The organism is Pantoea sp. sgz302252, from assembly GCF_047713085.1.
GTDB lineage: Bacteria > Pseudomonadota > Gammaproteobacteria > Enterobacterales > Enterobacteriaceae > Scandinavium.
Map to the genome: position 1 here is coordinate 1 of NZ_JBLFJW010000006.1, position 23466 is coordinate 23466.

Here is a 23466-nt window from a genome sequence, read left to right on the forward strand (position 1 = left end):
GACAAAGGCGATAGCTACAAGGGCTACTTTGGCGGTATTGGTCTGGGGGTATTCGTTCGATAAGCACAATTCGGTGAGCGGGTTTACCTACCTTCAGGACAACAACACTTATCTGGATGAGGCTGAGAAGCGTTTCCTGTTCTCTTACAAATATCAGTTCTGGTCCTTCCTGAAAGACTCACTCAGCTCACCGCTCTGGTGGGCTGAGTGTTCTCTCTTCACTAAAAACCCTATAGTTTCAATAGGGTACTACTTCGTTTTTTGATGCTTCTCTGTGCGTCGCCAGGAACAGATTTATACCCCTTCGAAATTATTGTGTCGCCGTTTCACGACAGTTGTAAGTAACTAAAAATTAATAAAAAAATCTTACTTGTCACCCCCATTTTTTAAGCGTACATTAGCGCCGTCTGGAGCGCTTGAAGCACAGAATTTTGAGGTGATGCCGAAGAGTAAAAAGGGATAAATCCCCGTGTTTATTCGAGGCGGTGTCAGCTCTCTATACTCAGTCAGGATATTTTTTCATTTGGGCGTGGCAAGACTACGCGGAGTGATGAGACGTGAAATACTTTTTGATGGGCATCTCTTTCATGGTCATCGTATGGGCCGGTACTTTCGCCCTGATGATTTAGAGCTAGCTTGCGTATGACGAAAAACAGGAGCCGATTGGCTCCTGTTTCAGACTGCTGACAAAGAAGGAAAAAGCGTGGTTTTTCCTTCTTTGTGGTTATCAGCCGAAAATCAATAAATTGATTTTCCTTGTTTTTTATTCGGTACCCTATGACAGATCTCATTCGTTAGAGGTTTGTCATCACTCTCAAACAGGAGCCGATTGGCTCCTGTTTGCGTTTTTGTTGTAGCAAAAATTACTCGGCGTCTTCCGTGCTCGGCTTTGCCGCCGCCGGTAGCAGGCCATCTGCACGGAACATCGCTTTGATACCTCGCACGGCCTGGCGAATACGATCCCGGTTTTCAATCAGGGCAAAACGCACGTGAGTATCGCCGTAATCGCCAAAACCTATGCCCGGCGATACGCAAACTTTCGCGTCCTGCAGCAATTTCTTCGCGAATTCCAGCGAGCCCATCGCCGCATACTGCTCAGGAATTTTCGCCCAGACATACATGGATGCTTTTGGTATTTCCACCATCCAGCCCGCTTCATGCAGCCCTTTTACCAGCACATCACGGCGGCGCTTATACTGCTCTGCAATATCCCGCACACACTGCTGATCGCCTTCCAGGGCAGCAATCGCCGCGACCTGCAACGGAGTGAACGTCCCGTAATCGTGATAACTTTTGATGCGTGCCAGCGCGTTGACCAACTGCGGATTACCCACCATAAAGCCGATGCGCCAGCCCGCCATGTTGTAGCTCTTCGACAGGGTGAAAAACTCTACCGCCACGTCTTTAGCGCCGGGCACCTGCATGATCGAAGGGGCTTTCCAGCCGTCATACACGATATCGGCATACGCTAAATCATGTACTACCAGCACGCCATAACGCTTCGCCAGAGCAACAACTTTCTCGAAGAAATCGAGTTCAACGCACTGCGCTGTTGGGTTAGACGGGAAACCGAGGATCATCATTTTCGGTTTGGGGTAACTTTCGCGAATCGCGCGTTCCAGTTCATTGAAGAAATCGACGCCCTCAACCAGCGGAACCGAACGAACCTGCGCCCCGGCGATCACCGCGCCATAGATATGAATGGGATAACTTGGGTTCGGCACCAGCACGGTATCGCCATGTTCGAGAGTCGCCAGCATCAGATGCGCCAGCCCCTCTTTCGATCCGATCGACACGATCGCTTCTGTTTCCGGGTCGATCTCCACATCGTACCGATCCTGATACCAGCGAGAGATGGCACGACGTAAACGAGGAATGCCGCGAGACGTTGAATAGCCGTGTGTATCTGGCCGCTGAGCCACTGTGCAAAGTTTTTCCACAATGTGCGGTGGGGTCGCGCCATCCGGGTTACCCATGCTGAAGTCGATAATGTCTTCGCCGCGCCGACGCGCAGCCATCTTCAGTTCAGCCGTGATATTGAATACATAAGGGGGAAGTCTGTCGATACGGGTAAAACGGCGTTCAGGTTTGAACTCAGCCATAGGATCCTCGGATTACGTTAGCGCCCGGACCGTCCGAGCGACGCTGCCACTTGTGTGGCATGAATACTAAATAACCCGAAAGTTTTCCTGCTGTCGAGAGGCGAAATTAAAAATAGTTGGCGGGGTAAAAGAGGAAATGATGACCCAAAAGGAAAGAACAGAGTTTCCCTGATTCGATTATTCCGCGCAGATAAAAAAACAAGTTGATATCATTTAATTTACCAACATTTTCATCTGAAATGCTTAATCTGCTTAGGATTCAGGAAAAGGATATCAATCCCCTTTTAAAATCGTGGTTTTCCCTGTTATGCCGTTGACGGGATAGCTCCCTGCTTCACCACCAGCGTTATCGTCGGGCTGATGCCTGGCTGGATTTTCAGGTGCCGGTCAGCCGCAGCAAGGTGAAGGAATGTCGCCAGTGGATGCACTTGTAAAAAAAGCGCCTTACGGCGCCTTTTTCAGTTACAGACCGACAAGCGAAGCTTACAAAGTCTGCCCTAACGTTTGGCGCAGATGCGCCCCGGAACCAAGAAGACCAGGATTGTCGTGCACAATCAGGAACACCGGAATGTCCTGCACATAAGATTTGAAGCGCCCTTTATCCTCAAAGCCGCCACGGAAACCAGAAGCTTTAAAGAATTCCAGGAAACGTGGCACGATGCCACCGGCGATATACACCCCGCCAAAAGTGCCGAGCGTCAGCGCCAGGTTGCCGCCAAAACGCCCAAGGATCACACAGAACAGTGACAGCGCGCGGCGGCAGTCGATGCAGGTATCTTCCAGCGCACGTTCGGTGACATCTTTTGGCTGCAGATTCTCCGGCAGACGCCCGTCAGACTTAACAATCGCACGATAGAGATAGACCAGCCCCGGCCCGGAAAGCACACGTTCAGCAGAAACGTGCCCCAGCTCGGCTCGCAATTCTTGCAGGATAATCCCTTCTTCTTCACTGTTTGGCGCGTAATCAACATGACCACCCTCACCCGGCAGGCTGACCCAGCGTTTATCAACGTGGACCAAATGCGCTACGCCAAGCCCTGTGCCCGCGCCGTAAACAGCGATGGGTTTTCCTTCAACCGGCTCTGTCCCCCCGAACTGGATAAGATGCTCTTTTTTCAGCATCGGGATAGCCATCGACACGGCGGTAAAATCGTTGATGATTTCCAGGTGTGTGAAGCCCAAGTTTTTTCGCATTTCCTCGATGGAAAATGCCCAGGTATGGTTGGTCATCGCCACCCAGTCGCCGGTAATCGGGCAGGCAATGGCAATACACCCCTGCTTAACGTCAACCTTCTTTTCGTCGAGATAGACGCGAACAACGGCCTCAAGGCTTGGGTAATCCAGCCCGGAGTAAGTCTTCGCTTCGGAAATTTCACCGGTGACCAGATCGCACAGCGCCAGTCGTGCATTGGTCCCACCGACATCACCTGTTAATGCAAACTTTGTCATTCTGTAACGGCTCCACTAAAGTCAGAATAAATCTTTGGCACACTGTAAATTCATGAAGGCCTAACAACAATGACCAACACCGCGACGCCCGTGAATTGTCGATCCCGGTCACATAATAACTTTACCGTTTCAGCATCAATTGCAATGAAGGCTTTGTGGTTAATAGGCAAAGTATTGCGTGCTAAGCGTTAAAAGGAAATCACTATGCTCCACCCGCGAGCCAGAACCATGCTGATGTTATCGGTTCCCGCCCTGATTATTGGTATCGCCTCCAGTCTGATTCTGGTCGTGGTGATGAAATTTGCCGACCTGCTGCAGCAGATCTTATGGACCACGCTGCCCACTCAGTTTGGCATTAGTCTGGATTCCAGCGGCTGGATTCTGTTTATGCTGACCGCAACCGGCATCGCGGTCGGTTTGGTGATTCGCTACAGTCCTGGTCACGCGGGCCCGGACCCGTCGGCCGAACCGCTGATTGGCGCGCCGATCCCACCTTCTGCGCTGCCGGGTCTGATTCTGGCACTGATTCTGGGCCTGGCGGGCGGTGTGAGTCTCGGCCCTGAGCATCCCATCATGTCGGTGAATATTGCGCTCGCCGTGGCGTTGGGTTCCCGCATTTTGCCGCGGGTGAATAAGCTTGACTGGACGATTCTTGCCGCCTCGGGGACGATTGGCGCTCTGTTTGGCACGCCTGTTGCCGCGGCGCTGATTTTCTCAGGCAGGCTCAACAGCAGTGATGATACGCCGCTGTGGGACCGGCTGTTTGCACCGCTGCTCGCCGCCGCCTCAGGTGCACTGACCACCAGCCTGTTTTTTCATCCTCAGTTCTCGCTGCCGATTGCTCACTATCACCAGATGCAGCTGGTCGATATTTTCAGCGGCGCGGTGGTCGCAGCCATTGCGATTGCCGTCGGGATGGTGGCTGTCTGGTGCCTGCCACGCCTGCACGCGCTATTGCACAAGCTGCAACATCCGGTGCTGATTTTAGGTATGGGCGGTTTTCTGCTTGGCATCATCGGGGTGATTGGCGGCCACATTACGCTCTTTAAAGGGCTGACCGAAATGCAGCAAATCACTTTTAGTCAGACGCTCACCGCCTCCGATTTTCTGTTTATCGCGCTGATGAAACTGGCCGCATTGGTGGTCGCCACTTCAGCCGGTTTTCGTGGTGGCCGCATTTTCCCGGCGGTGTTTGTCGCCGTCGCACTTGGGCTGATGCTTCATGCTCATGTCGATGCCGTCCCGCTGGCGATTACCGTATCCTGCGCCATCCTTGGCCTGGTGTTGGTGGTGACTCGTGATGGCTGGCTGAGCCTGTTTATGGCCGCCGTCGTCGTGCCAGACACCACGCTGCTCCCGTTGTTGTGCATCGTGATGCTGCCCGCCTGGCTGCTGCTGGCGGGCAGACCGGTGATGATGGCGAAGCCGCCTCATTGAGTGTTGTTGCGGGCCTCCAGCGCCTGAGTGACCGCTCTGAGAAGCTCAGGGATTTCCTGTTTCGGCAGCACGACCTCGACAAAGGCTAAGTGCTGGCGCTGAGAGGCCAGCTCCAGCACTTCTCGAAGCTGCACCGTTTGCGTTACCCGCCAGCTTTGCGCCTGACATTCAAGACTTAGCGCCTGTGGAAGCTGCGCCCAGTTCCACAGCGCGATATCGTTGTAGCGCTGCTCCGGCCCATGTATCGCTCTTTCAACCGTATACCCTTCGTTGTTGAGCAACAAAATGAGCGGCCGCTGCCCATCCCGAAGCATCGACCCAAGCTCTTGCGCAGTTAGCTGCGCCGCACCGTCACCAATCATCAGTACCACTCGCCTGTCAGGCGCTGCGGTTTGTGCGCCAAAGGCCGCCGGGAAGGTATAGCCAATCGATCCCCATAACGGCTGTACGAGGAGTGAGGCATCAGACGGAAGCACCAGCGAAGCCGCTCCAAACGCCGCTGTACCCTGATCGGCAAGCACAATATCACCAGGCTGTAGCGCCTCCTGGAACGTCTGCCAGAAACTGCTTTGTGTCAGCGTACCGTTGGTTTTCACAGGCGTGACACGCGCACGGGATTCAGGCATCAACCAGTTGCCACTGAACGCTTCGCCCAGGCTTTTTAACACCTCAACCGCCTGCTGCATGGGTAACCCGCTAAACCAGCGGGTGCCAACACGTGCGGAAAAAGGTTGAAGTTCGATTGTTTTTTCCACCGCCAGGTGATGTGTGAAGCCTGCGGTGATGGTGTCAGTGAAACGCGTGCCGATGCATAACGTGACGTCGGCGTCTTCAATCGCGGCACGAGCGCTTTCATCACTGGCGGCCCCGCTGTAAGTGCCCACAAACCCCTGTTGATGTTCATCCAGCAGTCCTTTGCCCATCAGCAGCGTGGCGAAAGCGATGGGCTGAGAGGCGACCCACTCTCTGAGGTCAGACTGCAAACCATAACGTTGAGCCAGAAAATCAGCCAGCATCGCTACTCGCTTAGCGGGTTGCAATAATGCTCTGGCTGCCTCGGAAAACGCCTGCAGCACTCCCTCATCAACTGGCGCAGGCAAAAGTGTGAGAGCGTTTACAGGCTTGCTGGCCGGGCATTTCGCCACATCGGCAGGCAGCATCAGGTAGGCCGGACGGTGCCCGGTTAACATTTCCCGCAGCACCCGGTCAATTTCCTGACAGGCATTGCTGGCGGTGAGCTTGGCCTGGGCAACGCTGATGGGCCGGCTCATCTCATAAAAATGATCGAACTCGCCATCGCCCAATGTGTGGTGCAGCAATTCCCCACGCTGTTGGCTGCCGGTTCCTGGCGCTCCCACAATATGTAAAACAGGCACATATTCAGCGAAGCTCCCCGCTACGCCGTTAAGCGCGCTGAGTTCACCGACGCCGTAGGTCGTTAGCAGTACGCCTGCCCCGTGGACTCTGGCATAACCGTCGGCGGCATAGGCGGCATTCAGTTCATTTGCGCACCCGACCCAACATAACGAGGGGTGACTAATGACATGATCGAGAAACTGTAAGTTGTAATCCCCCGGTACGCCAAACATGTGGTCAATACCGCATCCGGCAAGACGATCCACCAGATAATCAGCAATAGTGTATTGAGATTGCATAGCCAACTTCCTTTCGCCGCATAGATATTCTGAGTATTAGAGATGCGCGCTGGCTGTCCAGAAGCATAAGAATTTCATAGTGGAAAGCAGAATTTACAGCGTTGGGGAGTATACGTCGGCGAGTGCATAGATTAGTGTAAACGTATACACACTCACCCCTGTTGGAGGTTTTAATGGTTTATCAGGCAAACCCAGAGCGTTATAAAACAATGGAATACCGACGCTGTGGCCAGAGTGGACTGAAGCTCCCGGCCATTTCATTGGGCCTGTGGCATAACTTCGGCGACGCAACATTGGTGGAAACCAGCCGTCAGCTGCTGCACCACGCTTTTGATCTCGGGATGACTCATTTCGACCTCGCGAATAACTATGGCCCACCGCCAGGTTCGGCTGAGAGCAATTTCGGGCGTATTTTGCGAGAGGACCTTCTGCCGTACCGCGATGAGCTGATCATCTCCAGCAAAGCAGGCTACACCATGTGGGATGGCCCTTACGGCGATTGGGGTTCGCGCAAATATCTCATTGCGAGTCTCGATCAAAGCCTGAAACGTATGGGGCTGGAGTATGTCGACATTTTCTATCACCACCGCCCGGACCCGGAAACGCCGCTGATTGAAACGATGCGTGCGCTAGACCACGTGGTACGTCAGGGGAAAGCACTGTACGTCGGGCTTTCCAATTACCCGGCCGACCGCGCGCGCGAAGCGCTGGCGATTTTGCAGGATCTCGGCACGCCTTGTCTTATCCATCAACCAAAATACTCCATGTTTGAACGCTGGGTAGAAGACGGCCTGCTCACCCTACTGCAAGAACAAGGCGTGGGCTCGATTGCCTTTTCACCTCTGGCAGGCGGGCAGTTGACCGACCGCTATCTCAATGGCATTCCAGCAGATTCTCGTGCCGCCAGCGGCAGTCAGTTCCTGAAGCCAGAGCAACTGACCGACGCGAAAATCGCGAAAATTCGCCAGTTGAATGACATCGCGTTAAGCCGTGGGCAAAAGCTGTCGCAAATGGCACTGGCCTGGGTTCTGCGTGACGACAAAGTGACGTCGGTGCTGATCGGTGCCAGCAAAACAGCGCAACTTGATGACGCCGTTGGCATGCTCAAACAACGCCAGTTTACGCCGCAGGAGTGCGCCGCCATTGATGTCATTCTGAATAGCGCAAATTAGCACCATTTTTAGCAAAAAGTGCTGTGACCAGTTATTTAGGAGTTGCTCCAATCTTACAGGGTTGTAACGCCCCGTAAGATTGCGTTAACAGGCCCACCGAGGCTTCGAACGTAGGAGAGAGAAATGTTCAGGTCACTGATTCTGGCTGCGATACTTCTGGCAAGCGCCCCACTAGTGGCGAATGCAGGCGAACTCACCCTGCTGCCATCTGTGAAATTACAGATTGGCGATCAGGATAATTACGGTAACTACTGGGACGGCGGTCGCTGGCGTGACCACGATGACTGGCGTCGCAATTACGAATGGCGTGATGCTCGCTGGCATCGCCATGATAACGGCTGGCACCGCGGCTGGGATAAACGCAAAGCCTATGAGCGCGGCTATCGCGAAGGCTGGAACGACCGCGACGATCACCGCGGCGGCTGGGGTCGTGGCCCAGGCCGGGGCGATCATGGGCACGGACATCGCCATTAATTCCTCAACGATTTTTGCCCGGTGACGAGTGCCCGGTGGCGGCTTCGCCTTACCGGGCCTACAAACGGCATCGAGCCATCGTAGGCCCGTGCAAGCGCAGCGCCGCCGGGCAATTACCCTACAAACCTAATAACGTGCCCACCAGCAACCAGCCATTCAGCGTGACCACCAGCACCACGATTGCCCAACCCGCCCGTTTCACCCATAGCGTGTTCACCAGGTCACCCATCAGCTTTTTATCACTGGTGAACAGCAGCAGCGGCACCAGCGCCAACGCAATCCCGAAGCTCAGCAAGACCTGGCTCATCACCAGAATACGCGTTGGGTCGAGCCCCATCAGAATCACAATAAACGACGGCAGCATGGTCACAACCCGGCGGAACCACAGCGGTATGTGGAAGCGGATAAACCCTTGCATCACCACCTGTCCGGCAAGCGTTCCTACCACCGTGGAGGAAAGACCGGCGGCAATCAGGCTCAGGCCGAAAATGGTCGCCGCCGCGTGATTCAGCAGCGGTTCAAGCGTCAGATAGGCTTCATCAAGATCGGCCACGCCGGTGTGACCGTTGAAATGGAAAGCAGCCGCTGCGGTTGCCATCATCGCCAGGTTCACAAAACCCGCAATGGTCATAGCAATCGCCACATCCCAGCGGGTCGCGTTATAGCGTTCCTGCCGCGTACCGTCATGCAAATGCTGTGTCAGCGAAGAATGGAGATAAATAACGTGCGGCATAATGGTGGCGCCCAGCACCCCGGCGGCGAGGAAAACCGCCTCAGAATTGGGTAGAGAAGGCAGCACCATCCCTTTCGCAAGCGGTGCAAGCGCTGGCTGGGAAAAGACAAGCTCGACAATATAGGCCGCAGCGACAAACAGCAGCAGCCCGCCAATCACTTTTTCCAGCGGCTTTTGCCCCCGGCGTTGCAGCATCAGGATCAGGAAGGTGGCAATCCCGGTCAGTACAGCACCCTGAAGGAGCGAAATCCCCAGAATCAGCTTGAAACCAATCGCGGCGCCAATAAATTCCGCCAAATCCGTCGCCATGGCGATGATTTCTGCCTGAACCCAGTAAAACCAGACCAGAGGACGCGGATAGTGATCGCGGATTTGCTCTGCCAGGTTTTTGCCCGTGGCAATGCCGAGTTTGGCGGAGAGAACCTGAATCAGCATCGCCATCAGGTTAGCCCACACGACGACCCACAGCAGCTGGTAGCCAAAGCTGGCTCCTGCCTGAATATTAGTGGCAAAATTGCCCGGATCGATATACCCGATGGCGGCAATGAACGCAGGCCCCATTAATGCAAGTCGCATCTTGTGCGCTGCGCGACTGCTGCTACTCTCAACGCGACTGTTTGTCATTTTCTGCCTCTGAAATATAGCCTTTGCTATGTTTTATGCTATCAAAATGAGAATGATTATCAAGTTCATTTGGTGAGGTGATAATGATTTCTCTGATAGACAGAAACGATAGCCGTATCCAGCCATGTTTGCGGGTAGGTGGAGCGCCGGGTTGCCCCTTAGTCAGACTAGTACAAAAAGATAACTTTTAACACCTTTACATAACATAACGGAAATGTCTGATGGATCACCTTTTTTGAGATTGCTCACAGGTTCTAACTATAGTGCGGCACAGATCTCGTTTTCTTTCACCTTGTTGCATAGAATGTGCACGGAAACTTAACCTGCCTCATATTTGGAGCAAATATGGACCGCGTTCTACACTTTGTCCTCGCGCTTGCGGTGGTTGCGATTCTGGCGTTGCTGGTCAGCCATAACCGTAAACAGATTCGCATTCGCTATGTTGTTCAACTACTTGTCATTGAAGTCCTGCTGGCCTGGTTCTTCCTGAACTCAGATATCGGCCTCGGATTTGTGAAAGGATTCTCCGAGATGTTCGAAAAACTTCTCGGTTTCGCCAATGAAGGGACAAATTTCGTCTTCGGTAAAATGAACGATGAAGGTCTGGCATTCTTCTTCCTGAAAGTGCTTTGCCCTATCGTGTTCATCTCTGCACTGATTGGTATTCTGCAACATATCCGTATTCTGCCGATTGTTATCCGTGCTATCGGTACCGTGCTCTCCAAAGTCAACGGTATGGGTAAACTGGAGTCATTCAACGCGGTAAGCTCCCTGATCCTCGGTCAGTCTGAAAACTTCATCGCCTACAAAGATATTCTCGGCAAGATGTCCCGCAACCGCATGTACACCATGGCGGCGACGGCGATGTCTACCGTGTCGATGTCTATCGTCGGTGCTTACATGACGATGCTGGACCCGAAATATGTGGTTGCGGCGCTGGTTCTGAACATGTTCAGCACCTTTATCGTTCTGTCCATCATTAACCCGTATCGCGTTGAGCAGAGCGAAGAGAACCTGCAGATGTCTAATCTGCACGAAGGTCAGAGCTTCTTTGAAATGCTGGGTGAATACATCCTGGCAGGCTTTAAAGTGGCAATTATCGTCTCAGCAATGCTGATCGGCTTCATCGCGCTGATCGCGGCCCTGAATGCCCTGTTCGCGACCGTGACCGGCTGGTTCGGCCACAGCATCTCCTTCCAGGGGATTCTGGGCTACATCTTCTGGCCAGTGGCCTGGGTGATGGGTGTTCCTGCCGCTGAAGCGCTGCAGGTCGGCAGTATCATGGCCACCAAAATGGTCTCCAACGAATTCGTTGCGATGATGGATCTGCAGAAAATCGCCAGCACGCTTTCCCCGCGCGCAGAAGGCATTCTGTCCATCTTCCTGGTGTCCTTCGCCAACTTCTCTTCCATCGGTATCATCGCCGGTGCGATTAAAGGTCTGAACGAAGAACAAGGCAACGTGGTTTCTCGCTTCGGCCTGAAGCTGGTCTACGGTTCTACGCTGGTGAGCGTGCTTTCAGCGTCTATCGCCGCACTGGTTCTGTAAGCCAGGCAGAGGTGAAAAGCCGGGAGTGAATAGCTCCCGGCTTTTTTTATTTTACCAGCTCACTGAGCGGGCGAGGTATACCAATCAAATAGCCTTGCAGATAATCCACCCCGAGCCGGTACAACAACTCGCGCTGCGCTTCCGTTTCGACATACTCTGCTACCAGAGTGAAATTCTTGACCTTCGCCAGTTCGCATATCGATTTGACGATCATTTCATCCACCACGTCCGTGGTGATGTTACGCACGAAACTGCCGTCGATTTTAACGATATCCGCCTCAAGGCGCTTCAGCCGCTCGTAGTTCGCGTAGCCCGTGCCAAAATCATCAATCGCTATCTGGCAACCAAATTCCCGCAGACGCTGAATGTTCAGCACGCTGTTTTCAGACCCCGCAAACGCCTGCTGCTCGGTTATCTCGATAGTCACATTTTTCGGCGAAATGGCGTATTGGTCGAAGAGATCGATAATCTTGTTGGCACTCTCTTTTTGCATCAGCGTGAACGGCATCAGGTTCACAGAAAAATGCTCGCCGGGTAACGCTTGCATCGCTTTGAATAAGGTCTCAACCACCAGCAGATCGAAGCGTTTGCTCAGGTTGAATTGCGCAATAATGGGGATGAATTTATCCGGGGTCACTAACTGCCCGTCAAAACGCATACGCGCCAAGATCTCGTGGTAGCGCTCGCCCAGCTGGTTGACTATCGGCTGAGCAAAGAGCTCAATTCCCCCTTCTGCCAGCGCCTTTTTCACCCGGCTGAGCTGCATCACTCGTTCGGTAGTGTTGTCAGATACCGTCGCCAGACTGTTATCCAGCGCCAGCACGCGGCGAGCCGCACACGCTTGTTCCGACAGCCAACTCAACTGCCCGAGCGTATGGTGCAGAGCTTCCCCCTCGCCTTCAATCACGCCCCAGGCTGCACCAAACTCCACATCCAGAGAATCGCCTTGCCAGCTGAATCTATGATTGTTCAGGAAATCGACTATCGATGAGAGTCTCGCCGCGGTTTCTGCGCCCTGCAGCACTAACAACAGTTCACTGCCCGGGAGCTGGAAAAGCTTCTCACCCTGGCACAATAAAGGCTGCAGTTCGCGGGTCACGCTGCGTTTGCAATGCACTCGCATCATCATGCCGTAATGGCGGCTTAAAAATTCCAGATTATCCATTCTCAGGCAGCACACACTGACTTGCGGATGCTCAGCCAGATAGTGTTCAAAAGCGCGCAAATTCGGGAGCCCGGTCAACGGGTCCTGGTTGGCCTGTGTGTGCAGTTTCTGCTTTATCGCATCGCTTCGGCCATAGATTTGCGCGATATAAAGCATGCAAACGGTGAAGGAAATAAGCACCGACAGCACAAAGGAGAACGCATATTCCGTGCTCACGCCCTGCAGGAAATTGCGGTTATACACCACAAGGAAAAACGCACTGATGCCCCACAACAGGCTGATCAGAGGATAGCTGAAGCGGTTGATGGCGACAAAGAACAGAATGAAGATCAGCGGGACGAGATACCCGGCGATGTATCGCGATTCAAACGGCACGCACAATATCAACAGGAATGCCGTCAGCCCAAGCAGCCAGGGAAGTGTGAACAACCACTTCCGGTGACGAAACGCCGGGGCGATATTCCGCCGCCAGAACTTTTTGGCATAGCGTGGGTTGAGGATCATTCGTAGTGGATAGTAAAACAGCAGGGTGAAAATCAGCGCCGAACAGATCAGGCTCTGAATGTCGACAATGCTGTAAATCACAGAGGAAGAAACAAAAAAGCCTGCCACTGACAGCGGGAAATCAAAAAAACGCCCGGCAAGATACATCGTGCCTTTCAGCGCAAACGGCGCGAAAAAGCCCCCCCAAAAAATACGCACGCCCATATTCTGATTAGGCAATCCAAACCGCCAGCGCTTGCCCAGCATCCAGCGCAGAATGCCGCAGGAAACAAACACCGCAAAGAGCTGACAAAATAACAGCACACCGCCCTGAAGCCACGGCAGCGGGAGCAGCCAGGCATTGGTCAGCGCGAAGCCGACGATCAGCGCAAGAATGGCATGGCGCCCGAACAGCAAGAGCATCGACAGCATGACGCTTATCGGCAGCCAGGCGAGATAAATCGCGTGACCGTCAATTTGCGTGACGGGAGAAAGGAAGCGTGCAATCGGAATAGCAAACAGGCTAAGGCTCAGCGCCAGCACAAATTTTTTCACTGCGGGAGGGCGTGTTAACTTCATTTTATCAGAGCAATATTCCGGCTGGCACAGGACTGCAACGGCGGAATAGTATGTTTTTTAATCGCGCGAAGCAAGTAAAGGTGGAGCGAAAAATCCTATTCTTACTGGGGTTTTTCACGGCCCTACATTAACTGACATTATTCAACTGACATTCTTCGCGGATTTCTGACGAAACGGGAAGGCTAAAAAGCAAAAACCCCCGCCGAGGCGAGGGTTTGAATGTTGGTGGAGCTAAGCGGGATCGAACCGCTGACCTCTTGCATGCCATGCAAGCGCTCTCCCAGCTGAGCTATAGCCCCACAATGTTGTTTACGTTCCAAACTCTGATGGGTGCAGAATTTGGTGGAGCTAAGCGGGATCGAACCGCTGACCTCTTGCATGCCATGCAAGCGCTCTCCCAGCTGAGCTATAGCCCCGTAACGTAAAACGTGTCGTGTTGACGGGCGGCATAATATGAATTCCCTTGCCAGGTGTCAACGGCAAAATAGTCCCCCCTCTTTCAATCGATGAAAAAGCATGCAACTGAATGACATTGCGAGGTTTCTCGCATTCATGAGTTAAACCCGTCACGTTTTCAACTAAAAGGATGCTATAAGATGAACCACTAAGTCCACACAGGCACTCAGGAAATAGCATGATCAAGGAACGAATGACGCCGGAGGAACTCGCCCATCTGACCGGTTATAGCCGCCAAACTATCAACAAATGGGTGCGTAAAGAGGGATGGAAAACATCACCTCGTCCCGGTGTACAGGGGGGGAAAGCCCGCCTGGTGCATGTCAATGAACAGGTTCGTGACTTTATTCACAGCGCGCAACGCGCGGCAGATGTTCCAAACCCGACAGAAGACAGTTTCGATGCTTTGCTGCTGTCACTGGCAAAAGAGATGTCACACAGCGAACAAAAGCAGCTCACCAGCCTGTTGCTTCGTGAAGGGATCACTGGTTTGTTGCTTCGTCTGGGCATTCGTATGCAAGAGCCGCAATGAATATACTCCATAGCAAAATGACCACGCAGGAGCTCGCGCGCTGCGTTGGCATGGCCAACCAAACGATCAATCGCTGGATCCGCGAGCAAAACTGGATAACCGAACCGGTGCCAGGCGTAAAAGGCGGAAGGGCGAGGTTGATTCATATCACGCCAGATGTCAGAGAGTTTCTGGCCTCAACCCCTAAACTCCGGCATCTCTCGCTTTCATTACGCGTAGCGGAATCCCCTCATCCTTATCACGAGCAGGATAAAGACCCTGTCTGGCAGCAGATTTTTGGCATTATGGTGATGATGTCGCCGACGGAGAAAGAACGTCTGCATAAGGTGTTAGTGCGGGAAGGATTGAGTGAATTACTGGAACGTTTGCAGATAGCAGACGAGAGCGAGTAAAAAAACGGCAGGTGAAAAACCTGCCGTTTAGATTGCTGACAAAGAAGGAAAAAGCGTGGTTTTTCCTTCTTTGTGGTTAGCAGCCGAAAATCAATAAATTGATTTTCCTTATTTTTTATTCAGTGACCTATGACAAATCTTCATTCGTTGGAAGTTTGTCATCAGTCTCAGCGGCAGGTGAAAAACCTGCCGTTTCTCATTGAAGCTTAATTATTGCTGATTTTCACGTTCAGCAATGAACGCCAGTGCTTTGTTGATACGCGCTACGCTGCGGCTTTTACCAATCGCGTGTACGGTAACATCCAGGGCAGGAGACTGGCCTGCGCCGGTCACCGCTACGCGCAGTGGCATGCCCACTTTGCCCATGCCCACTTCCAGCTCATCAGCCGTTGCCTGAATTGCGTGATGGACGTCTTCTGCCGTCCAGTCAGTGATGGCATCCAGCTTATCACGCACCCCTTCCAGCGGTTGACGAGCGACAGGACGCAGGTGTTTTTTCGCCGCGTCGGCATCAAACTCGTCAAACTCTTCATAGAAATAACGGCAGCTTGCCGCCATCTCTTTCAATGTTTTGCAACGCTCGCCCAGCAGTTTCACCAGTTCAGCCAGCTCAGGGCCGTTGCGGGTGTCGATTTTTTCCTGCTCGATATGCCATTGCAGATGAGTAGCCACATACTCCGGTGCCATGGAGTTGATGTAGTGGTGGTTCAGCCACTGCAATTTCTCGGTATTGAAAGCACTGGCAGATTTGCTTACCGCCCCCAGTGAGAACAGCTTGATCATCTCTTCACGAGAGAAAATCTCCTGGTCACCGCTGGACCAGCCCAGACGCACCAGATAGTTCAGCAGCGCTTCCGGCAGATAGCCATCATCACGATACTGCATGACGCTCACCGCACCGTGACGTTTGGAGAGTTTTTTACCATCGTCGCCGTTAATCATGGAAACGTGAGCATAAACCGGCACTGGCGCGTTCAGCGCTTTCAGAATGTTAATCTGACGCGGGGTGTTGTTGATATGGTCTTCACCGCGGATAACGTGAGTGATTTCCATATCCCAGTCATCCACGACAACACAGAAGTTATAGGTTGGGGAACCATCAGTACGGCGGATGATCAGATCGTCGAGTTCCTGGTTGCTGAACTCGATCGGGCCACGAATCTGGTCGTCGAAAATCACGGAACCGTCTTGCGGGTTAGCAAAACGCACCACGCAAGGTTCATCAGCAGCGTGCTCGATGTGATCGTGGCGGCAGCGGCCGTCATAACGTGGCTTTTCATTGTTAGCCATCTGCTCTTCGCGCAGCGCATCCAGGCGTTCTTTGGAGCAATAGCATTTATACGCCGTCCCCGCGACCAGCATGTCGTCGATAACAGCGTTATAGCGATCAAAACGTTTGGTCTGGAAATAAGGGCCTTCATCCCACTCCAGGCTCAGCCAGTTCATCCCGTCCATAATGGCTTCGATAGCTTCCGGCGTAGAACGCTCAAGATCGGTGTCTTCAATACGCAGCACAAACTCACCGTCGTGGTGACGTGCAAAAAGCCAGGAATAGAGAGCTGTACGAGCACCGCCGACGTGCAGATAGCCTGTCGGGCTTGGCGCGAAGCGAGTTTTGATTTTCATGAAATGGCCTTACGTTTGGAAAGATGCCGACCACCGGCAAATCCAGGGAAAAAACAGTGGGCAATATTCTATCACTCCCATCTGAATCCTCAATGTTGTTCCCTGCGAAACGCTGCGCTTAGCCGATTTTGTTTATAAATCATGCGCAATGGTGTGATTTGCGATCGTTTTGTTTAATTTTACGACGAACAAACAAAATCTTTGGAAAAGGCGTTGACTCATTTTCAACTCTCCCTATAATGCGACTCCACACAGCGGGGGTGATTAGCTCAGCTGGGAGAGCACCTCCCTTACAAGGAGGGGGTCGGCGGTTCGATCCCGTCATCACCCACCACTACTCAGGTAGTCTCCGCCGTGTAAAGTAAGAAATTGAGAAGTGGGTGATTAGCTCAGCTGGGAGAGCACCTCCCTTACAAGGAGGGGGTCGGCGGTTCGATCCCGTCATCACCCACCACTTTCTCGCCAGCTGGATTTCTTACTGTAAGTGAATTGTGAAGTACCGAAGTGGGTGATTAGCTCAGCTGGGAGAGCACCTCCCTTACAAGGAGGGGGTCGGCGGTTCGATCCCGTCATCACCCACCACTTCGGGTCGTTAGCTCAGTTGGTAGAGCAGTTGACTTTTAATCAATTGGTCGCAGGTTCGAATCCTGCACGACCCACCAATGTAGAAAGGCGCCCTAAAGGCGCCTTTTTGCTATGTCCGATTCGTGCTGGATGAGAACCTGCCGCAGGTTCGACAAAATTGTCGGGAACAATTTTGCATCACCGCTTGCGGTGACCCGCAGGGCGAGTCTCAGGATGAGACGAGTGATATCCTGCACGACCCACCAAATTTAGACAAAAGCGCCTATCGGCGCCTTTTTGCTATATCCGATTCGTGCAGGATGAGAACCTGCTGCAGGTTCGACAAAATTGTCGGGAACAATTTTGCATCACCGCTTGCGGTGACCCGAAGGGTGAGTCTCAGGATGAGACGAGTGATATCCTGCACGACTTATCACATCGACCAACTGTTCCCCTCTAACTTTCCCTCAAGCCTTTACCGCTAATTGCCGATAACTCCATTTTCCCCTTTAAAAGGAGTGAATGATGGCCGCCATCTCAATGCCCTCTTCGTCTGCCCCTGGTCTTCAAACGACAACCGTCAATGCCTCACCGCAGGGTAACGACACCTCTTCGCAAATCACTCGTATCACGCAGCAAATCACCAAACTGACTCAACAACTGAAAACCATTGCCGACGGCGCCGGTGATGCGGATGAAAAACAAAAACAGGCCGAGCTGATTCAGGAACAAATCACTATGCTCGAAGCGCAACTGGCCCAGCTTCAGCGCCAGCAAGCGGAGAAAGAGATGGCACAACAGCAACCAGTCACACAGGTTACTGGCGTGAACAATCCCTCTGACGATCACCAAATAGATATTTACGTCTGATACAATGGATCGTGCATTCGGGCAGCCGTCAGTGCAGCATCAATCAGCGGGCGGCTTCCGGAGACATAATCCTGCAAAACGGGCCTGGCCCCCTCTACAGCGCCTGCTTTCCCCTGCCCGGCTAAAGCTTCTGGCCTGAGCGACGGTAATAAAGACCTTCAGTTGACGCAGAGAATAATTCATCTGTTTTATTCATCAATGGATGCAATAAATCAATTTTATTTCTCAAAGTGAAAAAAGCACAATAGCGTCATTCACTTTCAGGAGCGTTTATGAAACTTTTTCGTATTCTTGACCCTTTTACGTTGACGCTGATCTGCACCGTTTTGCTGGCTTCTCTCTTTCCCGCTCGCGGGGGATTCGTGCCGTTTTTCGAAGGGTTAACCACCGCCGCCATCGCGTTGCTGTTCTTTATGCATGGTGCAAAGCTCTCGCGTGAAGCCATCATCGCGGGCGGCAGTCACTGGCGTTTACACCTGTGGGTGATGTGCAGCACCTTCGTGCTGTTCCCGGTGTTAGGCGTGCTCTTCGCCCGCTGGGCACCCGTCGATGTCGATCCCGCGCTGTATAACGGTTTCCTGTATCTCTGCATCCTGCCAGCAACCGTTCAGTCCGCTATCGCCTTTACGTCCATGGCGGGCGGAAACGTCGCGGCCGCAGTGTGTTCAGCTTCGGCTTCAAGCCTGCTTGGGATATTTGTTTCTCCCTTGCTGGTTGGCCTGCTGATGAACCTTCACGGCGCGGAAGGCAGTCTGGAGCAGGTCGGCAAGATTATGCTGCAACTGTTACTGCCCTTCGTGCTGGGTCATCTCTCCCGCCCCTGGACTGGCGCATGGGTCGCTCGCAATAAGAAATGGATTTCCAAAACTGACCAGACGTCGATTCTGTTAGTGGTGTACTCCGCCTTCAGTGAAGCGGTGGTCAACGGCATCTGGCATAAAGTCGGCGTGGGTTCGCTGCTGTTTATTGTGGTGGTGAGTATTGTGCTGTTGGCGATTGTTATCGTGGTGAATACCGTGGTGGCGCGCAAATGCGACTTCAATAAAGCAGATGAAATTACGATTGTGTTCTGCGGGTCGAAAAAGAGCCTGGCCAACGGCATTCCGATGGCCAATATTCTCTTCCCTACCGCCATGATCGGCATGATGGTATTGCCGCTAATGATTTTCCATCAGATTCAGTTGATGGTCTGCGCCGTGCTGGCTCGTCGCTATAAACGTCAGGCAGACGAGCTACAGGCTAAAAATGCCGCCAATGAGGCGAAATCCTAACGCTGGCGTTTGAGGGGCTGAACCAGATGCGTCAGCCCTTCGGTTTTAATCAGCAACGCAATCGCCATCAGTTCGCCCAGTCGTCCGGCAGGAAATTCATCCTTGCGGGCGAACCACAGCAGATACTCTTCCGGCAAATCAATCAGCATTCTGCCTTTGTATTTGCCGAAGGGCATTTCGGTGTTAGCAATCTCAATCAGTTGCTCTTTTTCCACATCAGGCTCCCAACAGACGTAACATCTCAGCTTCGTCGATAACCTCAATGCCCAACTCCTGGGCTTTGGCAAGCTTCGAACCCGCCGCTTCCCCGGCAATCACTAAATCCGTTTTCTTCGATACGCTGCCCGCTACCTTCGCACCCAGTTCCACCAGGCGTGCTTTCGCGTCATCACGAGACATTTGACTCAGGCTGCCAGTGAGCACAACCGTTTTCCCGGCAAACGGGCTGTCAATCTCTTCGGCATTGATGACCACCGGCGCAGGCCAGTGCACGCCTTCCTGCTGAAGTTGCTGAATGACTTCACGGTTGCTCTCTTCAGCAAAGAAGTTGAAGACGTGAGTCGCAACCACGATGCCCACATCCTGCACTTTCTGCAGGTCTTCAATGGAGGCAGCAAGCAGAGCGTCCAATGTTCCGTAATGCGCGGCAAGCCCGGCGGCTGTTGCTTCACCGACTTCACGGATGCCCAGCGCATAAAGGAAACGAGCAAAGGTTGTCTCTTTGGACTTTTCGAGAGCACTCACCACATTTTGCGCGGATTTCGGCCCCATGCGATCCAGACCGGTGAGTTTGCCAGCCGTCAGGCGGAACAGATCTGCCGGGGTATGCACGTATTCTTTCTCAACCAGCTGATCGATAATTTTATCGCCCATGCCGTCAACATCCATCGCGCGACGCGAAACGAAGTGCTTCAGCGCTTCTTTACGCTGTGCGCCGCAAATCAAGCCGCCGGTACAGCGCGCCACAGCTTCACCTTCAACGCGTTCCACATCGGAACCGCATATCGGGCAATGCGTCGGAAACTCAACGGCACGTGTCTCATCAGGACGCTCAGACAACACCACATTGACCACTTGTGGAATAACATCACCTGCACGACGAATCACAACTTTATCGCCAATACGCAGGCCGAGGCGTTCGATTTCATCGGCATTGTGCAGCGTGGCGTTACTGACCAACACACCTGCGACCTGAACAGGCTCCAGACGTGCTACTGGTGTAATCGCCCCGGTGCGGCCGACCTGGAACTCAACATCACGAACAAACGTCATCTGTTCCTGAGCCGGGAATTTGAAGGCAACGGCCCAACGTGGTGCGCGCGCCACAAACCCGAGTTGTTCTTGTAACGTAAGGGAGTCAACTTTAATGACCACGCCGTCGATATCAAACCCAAGATGTGGGCGGTCTTCTTCAACCTTGTGATAGTAAGCGAGTACTTCCTCCGGGGAGTTGCAGAGCTTCACTCGATTACTGACCGGCAGCCCCCACTCTTTGAACTGCTGCAGGCGGCCCAGATGGCTGGCTGGCAATTCGCCACCTTCCAGAATACCCACGCCGTAGCAGAAGAACGTCAGGGGGCGCTTCGCGGTAATTCTTGGGTCAAGCTGGCGCAAAGACCCCGCCGCTGCGTTACGTGGGTTAGCGAAAAGCTTTCCACCGGTACGACGCGCATCTTCATTAATTTTTTCAAAGCCCGCCTGAGGCAGGAACACTTCTCCACGCACTTCCAGACGTGCAGGAATATTATCGCCCCTCAATTTCAGCGGAATGGCGCGGATGGTTCGCACGTTAGCGGTGATATCTTCCCCCGTGGTGCCATCCCCACGAGTCGCAGCCTGCATCAATACCCCGTTTTCATACAGAATACTGACGGCCAGCCCATCCAGCTTCAGCTCGCAGCAGTAAGTCAGCGCATCGGTGCTTTTCAGTCTGTCCTGAACACGCTTGTTGAACGCGACAAAGCTTTCTTCGTCAAAGACGTTATCCAGCGAAAGCATCGGAACTTCATGACGGATCTGGCTGAAGGAAGTGAGCGGTGCGGCCCCCACACGCTGGGTTGGGGAATCCGGCGTAATCAGCTCGGGGTGCTTCTCTTCCAGCTCGCGCAGTTCGCGCATCAGCCGATCATACTCTGCGTCCGGTACTTCCGGCGCATCCATAACGTGGTACAGGTATTCGTGATGGCGAAGCGTGGTTCGCAGTGCTGTCAGTTGTTGTTCGATTGGTTCCATATCCCACCATCAATGATAAAAAACCCCCGACAGGCGGGGGTTCAGTAAGGGTGCGGTACGCCTGACTTATCAGGCGTTGGCTTCTTTCACTTCGCGAATGCGATCCTGATAATCACGCACTTTCTGTGGCGTTATCATCCGACGCTGGTCGTCCAGCACCACACCGCCGACTTCGTCCGCAATGTACTGGGCAGACTGAAGCATCAGTTTGAAGTTTTGCAGTTCGTCACCATAGGACGGCACTTGCATAAAGATAGTGACCCCCGGGGTCTGCATGTCGGCCATGTTTTCCGGGTCGAAGGTGCCAGGCTTCACCATATTAGCAAGGCTGAACAAGGCCGGACCGCCGCCGCCAGGATTGAGATGGCGGTGATAAATATTCATATCGCCGAACACAAACCCTGTTTGCTCAATGCTGTTGCGCAACAGTTCGCCGTTGATATGCGAGCCTTGATGGGCTGCAACGCTGAGCACAATAACGGTCTCTTTGCGTTCCTGTTTCACCGACTGCGGTTCTTCTACAGCAGCGGGTTGCGGTTCAGGCGCTGACGGCTGTGCAACAGGCTGAGGTTCAGCCACAACAGGTTGTACCGGCTGTGGCGGAGCAACATGAGGCTGCGACACAGGCTGCTGATACTGCGGTGCAGGCTGCTGTGGTGTGACCTGCGGCTGAACCGGTGGACGTTGTTCCACGGGCTGCTGCACAGGTGCCTGATGAACCGGCTGCTGACGCACTGGCTGCTGAGGCGACGCTGGCTGACGAGCGGGTTCCTCATGGCGTACTGGCGGCTGCACCTGACGCTCATAAGGCGGCTGGTACTGGTGTTGCGGCGCCTGGTGGGCAGCATCATGCTCCCCGGCGTGCATATCCTGGGCAGGGTTCACCCGATGAACACGAACTTCACCTATGCCATCGTCATCAAAGTCGCCATCATCCGACGCTTCGTCGCCACGCGATTTCATGCGTTTCATTGGGCGATCGCGGAACATCGAAGAACGTTCTTTGCGGCTGGTCCAGAAACCGTGAACCAGCAGTGCAATTATGGCGATCGCGCCAACGATGATTAATATCAGACGCAAATCCTGCATCATTATATTCTCTGTTGTTCTAACACCTTGCCACCACGGCAAACATTTACTCACTAAGAGTATTTGCCCATCACGTCAAGTGCAAGTGTGTACCCGGAAATCGGACAATAAAGATGAACCAAATCGTGCTTTTTGCTGTTTTTTCGACCATTTCTTAACTGGTTATCATCCGCTAACCCGATAAAATAGCTTCGCAATTGCCAGGACTTTTTATAAAAGGAGTATCGCCTGACCATGGTTTCCTCATCTGCACCCCGTAGCGGGGTCTACTATTTTTCTCAGGGCTGGAAACTGATCCGCCTGCCCGGCATTCGTCGTTACGTTTTTCTGCCACTGCTGGTGAACATCATTTTGATGGGCGGCGCCTTCTGGTGGCTGTTTAGCGAACTGGGCAACTGGCTCCCCTCGCTGATGAGCCGCGTGCCAGACTGGCTGCAGTGGCTGAGCTACCTGCTATGGCCGATCGTGGTTATCTCAGTGCTGCTGGTGTTTGGTTATTTCTTCTCAACCATCACCAACTGGATAGCCGCCCCGTTTAGCGGATTACTGGCAGAGCAACTCGAAGCGCGACTCACTGGCGCCACACCACCAGACACCGGCGTGTTTGGCGTGATGAAAGATGTCCCGCGAATCATGAAGCGTGAATGGCAAAAGCTGGCCTGGTATCTGCCACGCGCGCTGGTTCTGCTGATTTTGTACTTCATTCCGGGGATTGGCCAAACCGTCGCGCCGGTGCTGTGGTTTTTGTTCAGCGCCTGGATGATGGCTATTCAATATTGCGACTACCCGTTTGATAACCACAAAGTGCCTTTCAAAACGATGCGTGAAGCACTTCGATCACGCAAAGTGACCAACATGCAGTTTGGCGCGCTCACCAGCCTTTTCACCATGATCCCGATTTTGAACCTGGTCATTCTGCCCGTCGCGATTTGTGGTGCCACCGCCATGTGGGTTGACTGTTATCGCGATAAGCACGCGCTCTGGAAGTGATCCTCTTGTGTATATAAAGGTAA

The 23466-nt window shown here is 53.2% G+C and carries 20 protein-coding genes, 6 tRNA genes, 2 other RNA genes and 2 pseudogenes; 17 read left to right on the top strand and 13 right to left on the bottom strand.

Annotated features, from left to right (window positions below):
- Nucleotides 1-265 (top strand): annotated as a pseudogene (locus tag ACLW56_RS06100) (hypothetical protein); the annotation flags it as partial.
- 292 nt (nucleotides 266-557) lie between these two features.
- Nucleotides 558-629: a membrane protein YpdK gene (gene ypdK, locus ACLW56_RS06105; RefSeq protein ID WP_077777854.1), complete on the top strand. Its 72-nt coding sequence runs from the start codon at nucleotides 558-560 to the stop codon at nucleotides 627-629.
- Nucleotides 630-863: 234 nt separating this feature from the next.
- On the opposite strand, the gene alaC is transcribed toward ypdK, so the two are convergent.
- The 3 genes from alaC to glk form a co-directional block, all read right to left on the bottom strand.
- The gene (gene alaC / locus ACLW56_RS06110; RefSeq protein WP_330982916.1) at nucleotides 864-2102 is read right to left on the bottom strand and encodes an alanine transaminase; all 1239 of its coding nucleotides are present in this window, start codon (nucleotides 2100-2102) and stop codon (nucleotides 864-866) included.
- 305 nt (nucleotides 2103-2407) lie between these two features.
- Nucleotides 2408-2530, bottom strand: a complete 123-nt coding sequence (locus ACLW56_RS06115) for a hypothetical protein (protein WP_330982917.1) — start codon at nucleotides 2528-2530, stop codon at nucleotides 2408-2410.
- 55 nt (nucleotides 2531-2585) lie between these two features.
- Nucleotides 2586-3551, bottom strand: coding sequence for a glucokinase (gene glk / locus ACLW56_RS06120; protein WP_330982918.1), 966 nt, complete (start codon nucleotides 3549-3551; stop codon nucleotides 2586-2588).
- A 204-nt stretch (nucleotides 3552-3755) separates the two neighbouring features.
- Here glk and ACLW56_RS06125 point away from each other — a divergent pair, with 204 nt between their 5' ends.
- Nucleotides 3756-4988 (top strand): ion channel protein, encoded by a 1233-nt coding sequence (locus ACLW56_RS06125; protein ID WP_330982919.1) that lies wholly within the window; start codon nucleotides 3756-3758, stop codon nucleotides 4986-4988.
- On the opposite strand, the gene ACLW56_RS06130 is transcribed toward ACLW56_RS06125, so the two are convergent.
- Nucleotides 4982-6643: an alpha-keto acid decarboxylase family protein gene (locus tag ACLW56_RS06130; RefSeq protein ID WP_330982920.1), complete on the bottom strand. Its 1662-nt coding sequence runs from the start codon at nucleotides 6641-6643 to the stop codon at nucleotides 4982-4984. The genes ACLW56_RS06125 and ACLW56_RS06130 overlap by 7 nt on opposite strands.
- Before the next feature lie 173 nt (nucleotides 6644-6816).
- Here ACLW56_RS06130 and mgrA point away from each other — a divergent pair, with 173 nt between their 5' ends.
- Both mgrA and ACLW56_RS06140 read left to right on the top strand, forming a co-directional pair.
- Nucleotides 6817-7815, top strand: coding sequence for an L-glyceraldehyde 3-phosphate reductase (mgrA, locus tag ACLW56_RS06135; RefSeq protein WP_330982921.1), 999 nt, complete (start codon nucleotides 6817-6819; stop codon nucleotides 7813-7815).
- A 123-nt stretch (nucleotides 7816-7938) separates the two neighbouring features.
- Nucleotides 7939-8289 carry a DUF2502 domain-containing protein gene (locus ACLW56_RS06140; RefSeq protein ID WP_330982922.1) on the top strand — a complete coding sequence of 117 codons (351 nt, stop codon included), beginning with the start codon at nucleotides 7939-7941 and terminating at the stop codon, nucleotides 8287-8289.
- Nucleotides 8290-8407: 118 nt separating this feature from the next.
- On the opposite strand, the gene ACLW56_RS06145 is transcribed toward ACLW56_RS06140, so the two are convergent.
- Nucleotides 8408-9646 (bottom strand): Nramp family divalent metal transporter, encoded by a 1239-nt coding sequence (locus ACLW56_RS06145; protein WP_330982923.1) that lies wholly within the window; start codon nucleotides 9644-9646, stop codon nucleotides 8408-8410.
- Nucleotides 9647-9991: 345 nt separating this feature from the next.
- Here ACLW56_RS06145 and ACLW56_RS06150 point away from each other — a divergent pair, with 345 nt between their 5' ends.
- Complete coding sequence (locus ACLW56_RS06150; RefSeq protein WP_330982924.1) at nucleotides 9992-11194, top strand: NupC/NupG family nucleoside CNT transporter; 1203 nt, start codon at nucleotides 9992-9994, stop codon at nucleotides 11192-11194.
- Nucleotides 11195-11240: 46 nt separating this feature from the next.
- Here the strand turns inward: ACLW56_RS06150 and ACLW56_RS06155 are convergent, their stop codons facing one another.
- From ACLW56_RS06155 to ACLW56_RS06165, 3 genes are all read right to left on the bottom strand, one after another.
- A complete protein-coding gene (locus ACLW56_RS06155; protein WP_330982925.1) occupies nucleotides 11241-13421 on the bottom strand; it encodes an EAL domain-containing protein in 2181 nt (726 codons plus the stop codon).
- A 223-nt stretch (nucleotides 13422-13644) separates the two neighbouring features.
- Nucleotides 13645-13720 (bottom strand) — tRNA-Ala (locus ACLW56_RS06160).
- A gap of 41 nt (nucleotides 13721-13761) precedes the next feature.
- Nucleotides 13762-13837, bottom strand: a tRNA-Ala gene (locus ACLW56_RS06165).
- 218 nt (nucleotides 13838-14055) lie between these two features.
- Between ACLW56_RS06165 and ACLW56_RS06170 the strand changes: the two genes are divergently transcribed.
- Both ACLW56_RS06170 and ACLW56_RS06175 read left to right on the top strand, forming a co-directional pair.
- The gene (locus ACLW56_RS06170; RefSeq protein WP_330982926.1) at nucleotides 14056-14409 is read left to right on the top strand and encodes a YfeC-like transcriptional regulator; all 354 of its coding nucleotides are present in this window, start codon (nucleotides 14056-14058) and stop codon (nucleotides 14407-14409) included.
- Nucleotides 14406-14801 carry a YfeC-like transcriptional regulator gene (locus tag ACLW56_RS06175; RefSeq protein WP_330982927.1) on the top strand — a complete coding sequence of 132 codons (396 nt, stop codon included), beginning with the start codon at nucleotides 14406-14408 and terminating at the stop codon, nucleotides 14799-14801. Before ACLW56_RS06170 ends, ACLW56_RS06175 begins: the two co-directional genes overlap by 4 nt.
- Nucleotides 14802-15011: 210 nt before the next feature.
- Here the strand turns inward: ACLW56_RS06175 and gltX are convergent, their stop codons facing one another.
- The gene (gene gltX, locus ACLW56_RS06180; protein ID WP_330982928.1) at nucleotides 15012-16427 is read right to left on the bottom strand and encodes a glutamate--tRNA ligase; all 1416 of its coding nucleotides are present in this window, start codon (nucleotides 16425-16427) and stop codon (nucleotides 15012-15014) included.
- Between the two features lie 258 nt (nucleotides 16428-16685).
- Between gltX and ACLW56_RS06185 the strand changes: the two genes are divergently transcribed.
- From ACLW56_RS06185 to ACLW56_RS06215, 7 genes are all read left to right on the top strand, one after another.
- A tRNA-Val gene (locus ACLW56_RS06185) sits at nucleotides 16686-16761 on the top strand.
- Nucleotides 16762-16805: 44 nt separating this feature from the next.
- Nucleotides 16806-16881: transfer RNA gene (locus ACLW56_RS06190), tRNA-Val, on the top strand.
- Nucleotides 16882-16933: 52 nt separating this feature from the next.
- Nucleotides 16934-17009 (top strand) — tRNA-Val (locus ACLW56_RS06195).
- A 4-nt stretch (nucleotides 17010-17013) separates the two neighbouring features.
- A tRNA-Lys gene (locus ACLW56_RS06200) sits at nucleotides 17014-17089 on the top strand.
- Between the two features lie 31 nt (nucleotides 17090-17120).
- Nucleotides 17121-17257: non-coding RNA, RtT sRNA (locus ACLW56_RS06205), on the top strand.
- A gap of 33 nt (nucleotides 17258-17290) precedes the next feature.
- Nucleotides 17291-17427: non-coding RNA, RtT sRNA (locus tag ACLW56_RS06210), on the top strand.
- Nucleotides 17428-17516: 89 nt separating this feature from the next.
- Nucleotides 17517-17861: a FlxA-like family protein gene (locus ACLW56_RS06215; RefSeq protein ID WP_330982929.1), complete on the top strand. Its 345-nt coding sequence runs from the start codon at nucleotides 17517-17519 to the stop codon at nucleotides 17859-17861.
- A 108-nt stretch (nucleotides 17862-17969) separates the two neighbouring features.
- Here ACLW56_RS06215 and ACLW56_RS06220 read toward each other — a convergent pair.
- Nucleotides 17970-18044: pseudogene (locus tag ACLW56_RS06220) on the bottom strand (hypothetical protein); the annotation flags it as partial.
- Nucleotides 18045-18133: 89 nt separating this feature from the next.
- On the opposite strand from ACLW56_RS06220, the gene ACLW56_RS06225 reads away from it, so the two are divergent.
- Nucleotides 18134-19132, top strand: coding sequence for a bile acid:sodium symporter family protein (locus ACLW56_RS06225; RefSeq protein ID WP_330982930.1), 999 nt, complete (start codon nucleotides 18134-18136; stop codon nucleotides 19130-19132).
- Here the strand turns inward: ACLW56_RS06225 and ACLW56_RS06230 are convergent.
- The 3 genes from ACLW56_RS06230 to zipA form a co-directional block, all read right to left on the bottom strand.
- Complete coding sequence (locus ACLW56_RS06230) at nucleotides 19129-19347, bottom strand: DUF3820 family protein (RefSeq protein ID WP_330982931.1); 219 nt, start codon at nucleotides 19345-19347, stop codon at nucleotides 19129-19131. The two genes, ACLW56_RS06225 and ACLW56_RS06230, sit on opposite strands and share 4 nt — an antisense overlap.
- A gap of 1 nt (nucleotide 19348) precedes the next feature.
- Nucleotides 19349-21364, bottom strand: a complete 2016-nt coding sequence (ligA, locus tag ACLW56_RS06235; protein ID WP_330982932.1) for an NAD-dependent DNA ligase LigA — start codon at nucleotides 21362-21364, stop codon at nucleotides 19349-19351.
- A gap of 69 nt (nucleotides 21365-21433) precedes the next feature.
- On the bottom strand, nucleotides 21434-22456 hold the full coding sequence (gene zipA, locus ACLW56_RS06240; protein ID WP_330982933.1) for a cell division protein ZipA: 1023 nt from the start codon (nucleotides 22454-22456) through the stop codon (nucleotides 21434-21436).
- A gap of 231 nt (nucleotides 22457-22687) precedes the next feature.
- Here zipA and cysZ point away from each other — a divergent pair, with 231 nt between their 5' ends.
- Nucleotides 22688-23443 (top strand): sulfate transporter CysZ, encoded by a 756-nt coding sequence (gene cysZ, locus ACLW56_RS06245; RefSeq protein ID WP_330982934.1) that lies wholly within the window; start codon nucleotides 22688-22690, stop codon nucleotides 23441-23443.
- Nucleotides 23444-23466: the final 23 nt, after the last annotated feature.